Origin of the sequence: Rhodococcus cerastii (assembly GCF_033042195.1) — a bacterium.
Lineage (GTDB): Bacteria > Actinomycetota > Actinomycetes > Mycobacteriales > Mycobacteriaceae > Rhodococcoides.
Genome location: NZ_JAWLKF010000001.1, coordinates 904,778 through 917,348, shown reverse-complemented (window position 1 = coordinate 917,348; position 12,571 = coordinate 904,778). Strand labels below are relative to the sequence as shown.

At 65.1% G+C, this 12,571-nt stretch carries 11 protein-coding genes; 5 read left to right on the top strand and 6 right to left on the bottom strand.

The features are described 5' to 3' along the window. Positions 1-190: 190 nt before the first annotated feature. The gene (gene dxs, locus R3P93_RS04150; protein WP_317532452.1) at positions 191-2,071 is read right to left on the bottom strand and encodes a 1-deoxy-D-xylulose-5-phosphate synthase; all 1,881 of its coding nucleotides are present in this window, start codon (positions 2,069-2,071) and stop codon (positions 191-193) included. Between the two features lie 179 nt (positions 2,072-2,250). On the opposite strand from dxs, the gene glsA reads away from it, so the two are divergent. After that, positions 2,251-4,077, top strand: a complete 1,827-nt coding sequence (glsA, locus tag R3P93_RS04145) for a glutaminase A (protein WP_317532451.1) — start codon at positions 2,251-2,253, stop codon at positions 4,075-4,077. 42 nt (positions 4,078-4,119) lie between these two features. Here glsA and R3P93_RS04140 read toward each other — a convergent pair whose 3' ends face one another. Both R3P93_RS04140 and R3P93_RS04135 read right to left on the bottom strand, forming a co-directional pair. Then, positions 4,120-4,878, bottom strand: coding sequence for an anti-sigma factor (locus tag R3P93_RS04140; protein ID WP_317532450.1), 759 nt, complete (start codon positions 4,876-4,878; stop codon positions 4,120-4,122). Further along, positions 4,875-5,630, bottom strand: coding sequence for a sigma-70 family RNA polymerase sigma factor (locus tag R3P93_RS04135; RefSeq protein ID WP_094642013.1), 756 nt, complete (start codon positions 5,628-5,630; stop codon positions 4,875-4,877). Before R3P93_RS04135 ends, R3P93_RS04140 begins: the two co-directional genes overlap by 4 nt. Before the next feature lie 181 nt (positions 5,631-5,811). On the opposite strand from R3P93_RS04135, the gene R3P93_RS04130 reads away from it, so the two are divergent. Further along, the gene (locus R3P93_RS04130) at positions 5,812-6,879 is read left to right on the top strand and encodes an ATP-binding cassette domain-containing protein (RefSeq protein WP_317532449.1); all 1,068 of its coding nucleotides are present in this window, start codon (positions 5,812-5,814) and stop codon (positions 6,877-6,879) included. Continuing rightward, complete coding sequence (locus R3P93_RS04125; protein ID WP_068050632.1) at positions 6,876-7,715, top strand: ABC transporter permease; 840 nt, start codon at positions 6,876-6,878, stop codon at positions 7,713-7,715. Before R3P93_RS04130 ends, R3P93_RS04125 begins: the two co-directional genes overlap by 4 nt. Before the next feature lie 24 nt (positions 7,716-7,739). Here the strand turns inward: R3P93_RS04125 and R3P93_RS04120 are convergent, their stop codons facing one another. Further along, entirely contained in the window at positions 7,740-8,261 is a 522-nt protein-coding gene (locus R3P93_RS04120; RefSeq protein ID WP_317532448.1) for a CGNR zinc finger domain-containing protein, read from the bottom strand. A 25-nt stretch (positions 8,262-8,286) separates the two neighbouring features. Between R3P93_RS04120 and R3P93_RS04115 the strand changes: the two genes are divergently transcribed. Beyond that, entirely contained in the window at positions 8,287-8,448 is a 162-nt protein-coding gene (locus tag R3P93_RS04115; protein WP_179272008.1) for a hypothetical protein, read from the top strand. 13 nt (positions 8,449-8,461) lie between these two features. On the opposite strand, the gene R3P93_RS04110 is transcribed toward R3P93_RS04115, so the two are convergent. Next, complete coding sequence (locus R3P93_RS04110; protein WP_317532447.1) at positions 8,462-9,733, bottom strand: class I SAM-dependent RNA methyltransferase; 1,272 nt, start codon at positions 9,731-9,733, stop codon at positions 8,462-8,464. After that, complete coding sequence (locus R3P93_RS04105) at positions 9,730-11,727, bottom strand: APC family permease (RefSeq protein ID WP_317532446.1); 1,998 nt, start codon at positions 11,725-11,727, stop codon at positions 9,730-9,732. The genes R3P93_RS04110 and R3P93_RS04105 overlap by 4 nt, the downstream gene beginning before the upstream one ends. A gap of 176 nt (positions 11,728-11,903) precedes the next feature. Here R3P93_RS04105 and R3P93_RS04100 point away from each other — a divergent pair, with 176 nt between their 5' ends. After that, positions 11,904-12,569, top strand: coding sequence for a potassium channel family protein (locus R3P93_RS04100; RefSeq protein ID WP_037190085.1), 666 nt, complete (start codon positions 11,904-11,906; stop codon positions 12,567-12,569). The last annotated feature ends 2 nt before the right edge of the window (positions 12,570-12,571 follow it).

The window sequence follows — 12,571 nt, the reverse complement described above, 5'->3', positions numbered from 1 at the left end:
GTTTGTCCAGCAACGACACACCAGTCACACAGGTCACATATTCGCAAAGAAAATTATCGTCACTCGGCAACGCAACGGTGGGAACCGTCGGTGCTCTTCCTACTCGTGATGACGGTACCGATGGCAGTCGCGGGCGCGGCGGCCGGACGCCGCGCGTTCTACGGCGTCGACGTCCGGCGGAAAGCCTGCGTCAGAGGCTCTTGACCCAGTGCGAAACCCGCTGCACGACGTCCCCGCAGGTGAGACCGAGTTCGTGGTGGAGCTGCTCGCGCGATGCATGGTCCAGGAATCGTTGTGGCACACCGAGATCGCGACACGGGGTGTCGACGCCTGCCGCACGAAGAGCCGCGGACAGGGTCGAACCGATACCGCCGTGCAGGCCACTGTCTTCGAGGGTGACCACCATCCGGTAGTCCTCCGCCAATTTCAGCAGCGCCTGCGGGATGGGCAGCACCCATCTCGGGTCGACCACGGCCGCCGAGATGCCGTCCTGTCGGAGTTTGTCCGCGGCGTGCACGGCCAACGGACCGAACACTCCGACGGCCACGATCAGCACATCGCCCGTGGCACCGGACGGTTCGGTCAGTACGTCGACGATTCCGTCCAGTCTGCGTACTGCCGGCACGGTCTCGGTCACTGCGCCCTTCGGAAAGCGCAGGGCGGTGGGTCCGTCGGACGTGGCGATCGCCTCGGCCAACTCTTCTCGCAGAGTCTCGGCATCGCGCGGTGCCGCTACCTTCATGCCGGGAACGATGCCGAGCAGAGACATGTCCCACATGCCGTTGTGGCTGGCACCGTCGGCCCCGGTGACACCGGCGCGGTCCAGCACCACGGTGACCGGCAGTCCGAGCAGCGCCACGTCCATCAGCAACTGGTCGAACGCTCGATTGAGGAAGGTGGAGTAGATCGCGACCACCGGATGCATGCCGCCCAGTGCCAGCCCGGCAGCCGACGTCATCGCGTGCTGCTCGGCGATTCCGACGTCGAACAATCGATCGGGGAAGCGAACTCCGAACGCGGCGAGACCGGTGGGCGCGGCCATCGCTGCGGTGATCGCCACGACGTCCTCGTTCTGCTCGCCCTGCTCGATCAATGCCGCCGAGAACACCGAGGTCCAGTCCGGTGCCGACTTGGATCGCGCCTGTCCGGTCAACGGATCGATGATCCCGGTGGCGTGCATCTGGTCTGCGACGTCGTTCTCGGCGTGAACGTAGCCCATGCCTTTACGCGTCACCGCGTGGACGATGACCGGACCGCCGTACGCCTTGGCTCGGCGCAGAGCCGATTCCATCGCGTGCTGGTCGTGGCCGTCGACAGGACCCAGGTATTTGATGCCGAGATCGGTGAACATCACCTGCGGGCTGATGGCGTCCTTCACCCCGGCCTTCATGCCGTGCAACATCGCGTAGGCCGTGGGCCCGACGATCGGAATGCGACGAACGATACGACGACCGTTGTCCAGCACCTTCTCGTACCCGGGCTGGAGCCGTAGGGCCGCCAGATGATCGGCCAGGCCCCCGATGGTCGGGGCATAGGAGCGACCGTTGTCGTTGACGACGATCACCAGGGATCGGTCGCGGCCTGCGGCGATGTTGTTGAGGGCCTCCCAACACATTCCGCCGGTGAGCGCACCGTCGCCGACCACGGCGACGACGTGCCGGTCGGTCTCGCCCTTCAGAGCGAACGCTTTGGCCAGTCCGTCGGCGTAGGAGAGAGAGGCCGACGCGTGCGAGGACTCGACCCAGTCGTGTTCGCTCTCGACCCGTGACGGGTAGCCCGACAGGCCGCCCTGCTTACGAAGCGTGTCGAACAGACCGGTGCGCCCGGTCAGCATCTTGTGCACGTATGCCTGATGACCGGTGTCGAAGATGACGGGATCACGCGGGGAGTCGAAGATGCGATGAATCGCCAGTGTCAGTTCCACCACACCGAGATTGGGACCGAGGTGGCCGCCGGTAGCGGACACCTTCTCGACGAGGAACGCACGGATCTCGCGGGCCACTTCGGCCAGCTCCGCACTGCCGAGGTCGCGCAAGTCCTCGGGCGTCTGAATTCGAGCTAGGACACCCAACGAGATCGCTCCCTCCGGCCGGAAAACACAATGGAAATTTCAGTCTACGGAGTTATCGAGCACTGCTGCTCCGCCCAGCATCGTGACGCCGACAGTACCGTCGAACGTCGAGATGCCCTGGGTCAGCCGCCCCTAACCTGGGCAGTGACGAAACGGACATCACACATACAGTGTGGCCTATGAGCAACGTGGTCGATGCCATCCTGCGCCGAGTTCACGAACTGTGTCGCGACGATACGTCCGGGCAGGTGGCGGACTACATTCCCGAGCTCGCTGCCGTCACGCCGGACGGGTTCGGTATCGCGCTGACGACCACGGACGGTTACGTCTACGAGGTCGGCGACACTCGACTCCCTTTCACGATCCAATCGATCTCCAAGCCGTTCACCTACGCGTTGGCGTTGGCCGACCGGGGCCTGGACGTCGTGGCGAGCAAGATCGACGTCGAGCCGTCCGGTGAACCGTTCAACGAGATCAGCCTCGACCCCGTCACCGAGCGACCACGCAACCCGATGATCAACGCCGGTGCCATCACATCGGCGTCGCTGATCGTCGGGCGAAGTGCCGAGGATCGATTCGAGCGCATTCGAGCCTCGTACTCGCGGTATGCGGGACGGTCTCTGACGTTCAACGACGCCGTCTACCGGTCGGAGGCCCGCACCGGCAATCGCAACCGCGCAATCGGGTACATGCTCCGTTCGTTCGACATCATCGACCACGATCCCGACGCCGCTGTCGATCTGTACTTCCGCCAGTGCTCGATCGACGTCACCGCCGCGGACCTCGCCATGATGGCGGCAACCATGGCCAACAACGGCGTCAATCCACGCACGCGTGAACGCGCATTGGCACCTGCCCTGGTCGAAAGAGTGCTGTCGGTCATGACCACGTGTGGGATGTACGACGGCGCAGGCGACTGGGTCGCGAGGGTCGGCCTGCCGGCCAAGAGTGGGGTGGGAGGCGGGATCCTGGCGGTACTTCCGGGGCAGATGGGCATCGCCGTCTACTCTCCGCGGCTCGACTCGCACGGGAACAGCGTGCGCGGAGTCGCCGCCTGCCGAGAACTCTCGACACGGCTCGAACTGCACTTCCTGCACGTCACCCGAGCGGCGAAATCCTCGATACGGCGCCGATACGTGGTCACCGAGGCACCCTCACGCAAACGGCGATCGGAGGTGGAACAGGCCACCTTGGCTGCCGTGGGCGATCGCGCCCGCGTGTACGAACTGCACGGGGATCTATTGTTCTCCGGTGCCGAGACTGCCGTCCGTGAGATCGGCGACCTCGATCGGGAACTCGATGCCCTCGTCATCGATGTGCGCGGCGTCGACGAGGTCAGTGACATCGCCCGGACGATGTTCGAGGATCTACGTCAGGATCTCGCGGAGCACGGCTGTGTGGTGGGTCTGGTGGATCCCAGGGCGATCATGGGTCACACGACGTCGAGTCTCGACCCGGCGGACCCCGCGGGCCGAACCTACTCGAGCCTGGGTGCGGCCATCCAGTGGGCCGAGAATCTGTTGCTCGATCGTCATTGCGCGGGTGTGCGACAACCGACCGTGGTCACCACGGCCGAGCATCCGTTGCTGGCCGGGCTGTCCGCCGCGCAGTTCGAGGCGGTGACTCCGTATCTGGAGAAGCGGCACTACGCGCGCGGAGATGTGATCGTTCGCCAGGGAGATGCGGCTGCGGGCCTGTTCCTGATGCTGCGTGGTGAGGTGACGTCCACGGCCGTCGCCGCCGACGGTGGCAAGCACCGTATCACCACACTCTCCCCCGGGATGAGCTTCGGTGAGATGCCTCTGCTGATGTCGGTACCGTTCCTGCTCGACATGGTCGCCGACACACCTGTCGATCTCGTGGTGGTGTCGGCGGCGCACTTCCGGGCGCTCACACGCGACGCACCGGAGGTCAAGTTGGCGCTGCTGGAAAATCTCGCCACCGGAGCCTACGGCCAGATGGCAGCGGTGATCAGAACGCTCGGGCGGTTCGACATCGGCCTCTGACCGAACGTCGAACCGCCCGAGGCGACTGTGCGTGTGCTGTTCTCAGGCACCCAGCGTCAGCATCGTGAGCACCTCGGTGGGCTGCGCAGACCCGCCCGCGGGTTCGAGCGAGAACGCGAAGTTCGTCGACGACCCGAGACCGTCGACCACCGTGCCGTCCTCGGAGGTGAGCTGATCCTCGGTCACCACGCCGGCAGAGCGAGGTGAACCGTCCACGAACCACATTTGGTAAACGCGGCCGGGTGGTGGCTGCGGGACTCCGTCGAGATCGACGACTACCGCGTTCTGGGACAGCGAGTACGCCACGGTCGCCGAGCCGCCACCGGGGAACTCCGCCGTCACCTGTCGTGAATCGGGCGCGGCCACGATCTGATCCGCCTGAGACGGCTGCGCATCGTTGCCCATGGTCTGGCTGACCACCACTACGCCGCCGACGGCGACGACCACCGCGGCCGCAGCCGAGACCATCGAGTACCGCCAGGCCTTCGAACGTTCCCGCCGATGCCGGTGCAGTGGCGTGACGTTCGGTGGCAGCTTGTGGACCGTGGGCTCCTGATCGCTGACAGCGACCTGATCGAGCACTCGTTGCCGGAGGCGCTCGGGTGCAGGAGCGGCGTCGGCCGCCGCTGCCAAGGCCAGCGTCTCGTGGATCTCGCCCACGAGGACGTCGAACTGGGCGCGTGCGGTCTCGTCGACGCGCAACCGTTCGGTCTCGATGTCGCGTCGTTCGGCTTCGGTGGTCGCGTGCAGGGCATAGACCTCCGCGTCGTCGAGCAGTCGTTGTCGTGACGATTCGTTCATTGCGGGATCACCCCCAGGCATGTCTTCAATTTGATCAATCCGTCTCGTATGCGCGACTTGATGGTAGGAACCGCGACCCCGAGCCGCTCCGCAACTTCGCGATAGGTGTAACCGCTGTAATAGGCCATTCGGACCGACTCGCTCTGCGTATCGGTCAAAGTGTCGAGACAGGCAACCACGGCCTCCGATTCGAGCCGCTGCGTCACCGTTTCGAGTACCTCGTCGTGCTCCGGTGTGTGACTGACTGCGCCGTACGCGGCCTCACGGTCGGTACCGGACTGCTCGCTCCGAACGCGATCGACGGCGCGACGGTGCGCCAGCGTCATGATCCAGGCCAGTGGACTGCCCTGGTTCGGGTCGTAGTTCGGTGCCGCACGCCAGATCTGAAGGAAGACCTCCTGCGCGGTCTCCTCGCTGTACCCCGGGTCGCGAAGCACCCGCAGCACCATGCCGTACACCCGCGACGACGTCGCGTCGTACAACTCGGCGAACGCCGCCCGATCGCCCTGTGCGACCGACGCCATCAACCGACGGAGACGATCCGTTTCGTCGGCACGCAGGTTCTTGAGCTGTGGACTGGGAACAGCGCACACCGCATCCTCTGCCGCGTAGTTCTCCGAGGCATCGGACGTCGGCCGGTCACGGCCGGCATCCGACGATCCGGACGCATCCGACAACGGCGCGCTCATCGGAAGGTCGTCCCAACAGACGGGTTCATGATCGAGTTCATCGATCACGACACTAGTGGTCATATCGCTCTCATATCGAAACCTCCGCGTTTTCCCGCCGCAGTACATATTCGGAACAAACCGACCGGAGGATGGTTCGGAACCGAAATTCGTTTGCGGAGTTGTGGACCGCGTTTCATCCTTGGTGGAGAATCGGACAATCGTGGGGAATCGGGCGACCGGCCCACCGGAGGGAACGAGAGACATGGCGGCGATCGAGACACACGGTCTGATCAAACGTTTCGGCACGAACATCGCTGTCGACGGAGTCGACCTGTCCATCCCGTCCGGTGGCGTCTACGGCGTGCTCGGGCCCAACGGCGCAGGGAAGACGACGACCATCCGGATGCTGGCCACCCTGCTTCCGATCGACGGAGGCAGCGCCCGGGTTCTGGGTCACGACGTCGCGAACGAACCGGAGGCCGTACGGCAGAAGGTAGCTCTGACAGGACAATTCGCTTCTCTGGACGAGGATCTCACCGGTACCGAGAATCTGGTGCTGCTCGCTCGACTGCTCGGCTACTCACGGCCTGCCGCCCGATCACGAGCCGAGCAGTTGCTGACGGCGTTCGACATCGCCGATGCCGGACCGCGGCAGGTCAAGACCTACTCCGGCGGCATGCGCCGTCGCATCGACATCGCCGCCAGCATCATCGTCACTCCCGAACTGATCTTCCTCGACGAGCCCACCACGGGACTCGATCCCCGCAGCCGAAATCACGTGTGGGAGATCGTCCGTGCGTTGGTCGCGGGCGGAACGACGGTGTTACTGACGACACAGTATCTGGACGAGGCCGATCAACTGGCCGGGCGTGTCGCAGTCATCGATCGCGGCAAGGTCATCGCCGAAGGGACGACGGGCGAGCTGAAGGCATCGGTGGGATCGAATTCACTGCACCTGCGAGTTCTCGAAACGTCCCAGCGAACGGCCGCTGCACGGATCCTGCGAGATCTGCTCGGCGACAACGTCACCGAGGACCCGGATCCGTTCACCGTAACCGCACGGTTGGACAATCCGGCACAGGCCGCGCCCGTGCTGCCTGCACTCGAGACCGCAGGCATCCCCATCGCGTCGTTCATGCTGGGGCAACCGAGCTTGGACGAGGTGTTTCTCGCCCTCACCGGGCATGGGGCGGGAGTGGAGCCTGCAGGAACGACCCGAGGGGCGGGAGTGGAGCCTGCAGGAACGACCCGAGGGGCGGGAGTGGAGCCTGCAGGAACGACCTATCGGGCCGGCACCACAGTCGAATCCGACCGGGAGGTTGCGTCATGACGACCGAAGCCCAGCAGTCGACGCCACAGGCGTCGACCATCATCGATGTGCTCGGTGCCGCCGGGCCTCGTCCGCCGCGTCCGTCGTCGTTGTCGACGTCGTTGAGCTTCGGGTGGCGTGCGCTGCTCAAGATCAAGCACGTACCCGAGCAATTGTTCGACGTGACGGCCTTTCCCATCATGTTCACGTTGCTCTTCACCTACCTGTTCGGTGGCGCACTGGCCGGGTCGACCGAGGCGTACATCCAGTTCCTGCTCCCCGGCATCCTCGTGCAGACCGTGGTGATGATCACGATGTACACCGGCGTGACCATGAACAAGGACATCGAGAAGGGCGTGTTCGATCGATTCCGTTCGCTGCCCATCTGGCGTCCGTCGCCCCTGGTCGGTGCGCTGCTCGGTGACGTCGTTCGCTACACACTGGCCTCGGTGATCGTGCTGATCCTCGGGTTGGTCCTCGGCTTCAGGCCGCAAGGTGGTGTCCTCGGCGTCGTGGCGTCCATCGCTCTGCTGCTGGTGTTCTCGTTCTGCCTGTCCTGGATCTGGACCATGATCGCGATGATCGTGCGCACCGAGGCCGCGGTCATGGGCGTGTCGATGTTCATCCTGTTTCCGCTCACCTTCGCGAGCAACATCTTCGTCGACCCCAGCACGATGCCCGGTTGGCTGCGCGCGTTCGTCGACGTCAACCCGGTCAGCTTCCTCGTCACGTCACTGCGCGGACTGATGCAGGGCGATGTGGACACCGGTCGGCTGGGAGTGACGCTGATGCTGTGCGCGGTGTTGCTGGCGGTGTTCGGGCCCATCACGATGCGCTTGTACAACCGAAAGTCCTAGCGAACACGGTGCGCATCGCCTCGATCACGAGGCCGCGCGTGCTCGATGCCTGCGGACCGCGTCGCGATTGGAGCACACCGTTCCGCAGTAGCGTTGCCTGCCTGTCCTCGAGGTGTCGGCGAACGCGAGCGTGCAGTCGGCGGCGGCGCAGCGATGGAGGCGAGACATTCCGCGTCCGGTCAGATGCAACGCTGTGCCGACGCTGACCAAGGCCCTGATGACGCCGCCGAGTTCGATGTTGGGATCGCGATAGTGCATGTGCCAGCCGTCGTCGGCATGGTTGGTCAGCCGCGGGTACGCCGACGCCTGTGCCAACAGCGCATTGAGCTCGTCGGCCCGATCGTTCTCGGTGGTTGCGTCCACCACACGGGCCCAGTCACGCAGGAACTCGAGGGTGTCGAGGAGATCGGCGTCGGTTGCTGTCCAGTCCGGTACGAGGCCGGCGTCGACGCAGCGGTTGCCCAGTTCGGTCGCCGACGAGGGCGGTGAATTGAGCAGGTCGATACCGAGTTTCACCGCATATTCGCCGTAAGGGTTGATGTGCACAAGACCATTACATCACGATGGACGCATGCACACCGAACACACCACACACACCTGGACCACCCACTCCACCCACGACACGAGCGAGGGACTCGTCGGATATCAGGGGTGCACATGCGGCGCACAGCGCATCGTGACCGTTCCCACGCACACCTTCGCCCCGGTCGCCGAAGTTGCGTACCGGGCCTGATCGGTCGCCGCCCTCACCGACGAACGAAACGGCCGATGCATTCGACGTGGCTGGTCGAAGGAAAGGCGTCGAAGGCGCGCATGTCGATCAATTCGTATCCCACAGCTCGATACAAGCTCACATCCCGTGCGAACGAGGCCGGATCACATCCGATGTGCACCACCGAACGCGGAGACCTGACGGCGAGGGCTTCGATCACGTCCCGTCCGGCACCCGCCCGAGGTGGATCGAGCACCGCAACCGCCGCCGGCTCGGTCAACGTCTCGAACGACCGCTCGACCCGACCCGGCACGAACGAGACCTGCGGTAGATCCTGCAGCGCCGAACGGCCGTCCTCGGCGGCGCGACGGGAGAATTCGACGCTGGTGACTCGGCCGCTCGGACCCACCCGATCGGCCAGCGCGGCGGCGAACACACCGACACCGCCGTACAGATCCCACGCACCGTCACCGGCTGTGGCGTCCGCCCAGTCCCCCACAACGTCGGTGTACACCTGCGGCGCGCCGCGGTGGGCCTGCCAGAATCCGGTGGCGTCGAGGGTCCACGCCCTGTTCGAGACGTGTTCGGTGACCCGACCCGATCCGATCACGGCCTTCTCCGGCCGGGACCGCGACGACGCAGCCCTACGCGCGGCCGCGCCACGACGCCCCGGCGATCGGCGTCCGGTGGGCGAGAGCTGCGCAGGCGCGATCTCCACCACGTGCCGCTCACCTTCCCCGTCGAGCACCACCTGCAGCTCGGCACCCGGCCGCCATTGCTGATCCGCCAGACCCTCGAAGGCCGTGGAATCCATTTGCGGACACGTCAGTTCGGTGACGATCGAGCTACTGCGATAGCGGTGATAGCCGGGCCGTCCGCCGGAATCCACGGCGAGTCGCACACGGGTTCGCCACCCGGTGCCGTCGCCGGACCCCGGTAGTTCCTCCACCTGCACCTCACGCTCGATTCCGGCGACGCGGCGAAGTTGTTCGGAGACGACGAAGGACTTCAGTCGCCGTCCGGCATCGGCACTCGCGTGGGAGTAATCGCAACAGCCCGAGCCGCCGGGTCCGGAGATGGGACAGCGCGCGTCCACCCGGTCCGGAGAGGCCGACAGAATCTCCACGGCATCGGCGCGACAGAACGATCCGCCCCGGTCCTCGGTCACCTTGGCCAGGACCCGTTCACCGGGCAATCCGTGACGCACGAACATCACCCGGCCGTCGTGGCGGGCCACACAGAACCCGCCGTGCCCTGGCGCGCCCAATTCGACCTCGAGCAGCAGCCCGAACCAACTCTCGCTCACTTGCCGGCCGGAGGCTCGTAGCCGCGACGCGACGCACCGGGCGCATTGCCGAGCACCTCACGCTTGGCCTTCTCGGACGACCGAAGCTGCCACGGCACGCTGGTGACCATCACGCCCGGCTGGAACAGCAGTCGGGATTTCAGTCGCAGCGCGCTCTGATTGTGCAGAACCTGCTCCCACCAGTGACCGACCACGTACTCGGGAATGAAGACCGTGACGACGTCCCGAGGCGAATCGCGGCGAACACGCTTGACGTAATCGAGAACCGGTTTGGTGACCTCTCGGTACGGCGACTCGACGACCTTGAGCGGCACCGAAACGTCACTCGCCTCCCACTCCCGAACCAGCGCACGCGTGTCGGCTTCGTCGACATTGACGGTCACCGCCTCGAGCGTGTCGGGCCTGGTCGCCCTGGCATACGCCAACGCGCGCAGGGTCGGCATGTGCAGCTTCGAGACCAACACGATCGAGTGCGTCCGGCTGGGCAGCACTCCGTCCCATTCCTCGTTCTCGAGTTCGCGGGCCACGGTGTCGTAGTGCTTTCTGATCATGCGCATCAGGACGAAGATCGCCACCATCGCCACGATCGCGATCCACGCACCGGCGGCGAACTTGGTGATCAACACGATGACCAGCACCGTTCCGGTCATGCCGAGACCGACACCGTTGACCACCCGCGAGCGCTGCATGCGCCGGCGTTGCTCGGGATCGGTCTCGGTGGCCAACAGCCGCGTCCAGTGCCGAACCATGCCGGTCTGACTGAGGGTGAACGAGACGAACACACCGACGATGTAGAGCTGAATGAGCTTGGTGACCTCGGCACCGAACACGACGACGAAGGCGATCGCGGCACCGGACAGGAAGAGAATGCCGTTGCTGAAGGCCAAGCGGTCACCGCGAGTGTGCAACTGGCGCGGGAGGTAGCGATCCTGTGCCAGCACCGAACCCAGGACCGGGAAACCGTTGAACGCAGTGTTGGCCGCAAGAACGAGAATGAGGGCCGTGACGGTGGTGATGAAGAAGAACCCGATGGGGAATCCGCTGAAGACCGCCTCCGCCAACTGCGCGATGAGCGTCTTCTGTTGGTAGCCCTCCGGCGCTCCGACGAGTTGGTATTCGGGATCCATCGCGTATTTGATACCGATCTTCTGCGCGAGCAGGATGATGCCCATCAGCAGTGTGATCCCGATGACTCCGAGCAGCAGCAGCGTCGTCGCGGCGTTGCGCGACTTCGGCTTCTCGAATGCCGGCACCCCGTTGCTGATCGCCTCCACCCCGGTCAGTGCCGCACAACCGGACGAGAACGCTCGCGCGATGAGGAATGCGAAGGCGATGCCGTACAGGTGCGAATCCTCGGCCCGCAGATCGAAGGCCGCCGACTCGGCATGGATGTCGTCGCCGAGAACGTAGACCCGGAACAGGCCCCACCCCAGCATCAGGACCATGCCACCCATGAAGGCGTACGTCGGGATGGCGAACGCAGTTCCGGACTCCCGGATGCCGCGAAGATTGACGGAGGTGACCAGGACGATGGCCACGACGGCGAACAGCACCTTGTGCTGGGCCACGAACGGCACCGCAGACCCTATGTTCGACGCGGCCGCCGAGATGGACACGGCCACGGTCAACACGTAGTCGACCAACAGTGCGCTGCCGACCGTCAATCCGGCTGCGGGGCCCAGGTTGGTGGTCGCGACCTCGTAGTCACCACCGCCGGAGGGATAAGCATGCACGTTCTGCCGGTAGCTGGCCACGACGACGGCCATCACCACGCAGACGGCGAGACCGATCCACGGGGTGAACGCGACTGCCGAGATGCCCGCGACCGACAGCACCAGAAAGATCTCCTCGGGTGCATACGCAACCGACGACATGGCGTCCGAGGCGAACACCGGCAACGCGATCCGCTTGGGAAGCAACGTATGACCGAGCTTGTCGCTGCGGAACGGCTTACCGAGCACTAGCCGCTTGGCGGCAGTCGAGACCTTGGACACGCACAGAAGCGTAGGCCGTCCTCCCACGGGCGTCTCAACCACGCGCCCGAAACTGCGTCGGAGCGCACCCTCGATCCGTACGGTGGCCGATCCCCCGATACGTTGGTGCACGCCTGCCGGTCATGGCAGTGTCGGTCGGCAGTGGTCGACCATCGAGATCGGGACGGAGCTGGGCGTTGTACGTAGTTGTGATGGGATGTGGCCGCGTCGGCGCATCGCTGGCCGGGGCGCTCGAACGCATCGGACACGAGGTAGCGATCATCGACCGCGACGAAACAGCCTTTCTGCGTCTGGACCCCGACTTCGCCGGACATCGCGTCGTCGGCATGGGGTTCGACCGAGATGTGTTGGTGAGCGCGGGAATCGAGAAAGCCGAGGCCTTCGCGGCCGTGTCTTCCGGCGACAACTCCAACATCATCTCCGCCCGCGTCGCACGAGAGACGTTCGGCGTCGACAAAGTGGTCGCGAGGATCTACGACGCCAAGCGCGCCGCCGTCTACGAACGCCTCGGCATCCCGACCGTCGCCACCGTCCCCTGGGCCACCGATCGTTTTCTGCACAACCTGCTGCGCGACGACCCCACCACCAAGTGGCGCGATCCGTCGGGCAGCGTCGCCGTCGTCCTGCTCGACTTCCACGACGCCTGGATAGGCAAGAAGCTCTCGGTACTCGAGGAAGCCACCAACTCGCGGGCCGCGTTCGTCATCCGTTTCGGCAGCGGACTGCTACCGGACAAGCGAACCGTGATTCAAGCCGGTGACGAGGTGTACGTCGCCGCGGTCTCGGGAACCGTCGCCGAAGCCATTGCACTGGCGGGCAACCCGCCGCCGTCGGACGACTGATG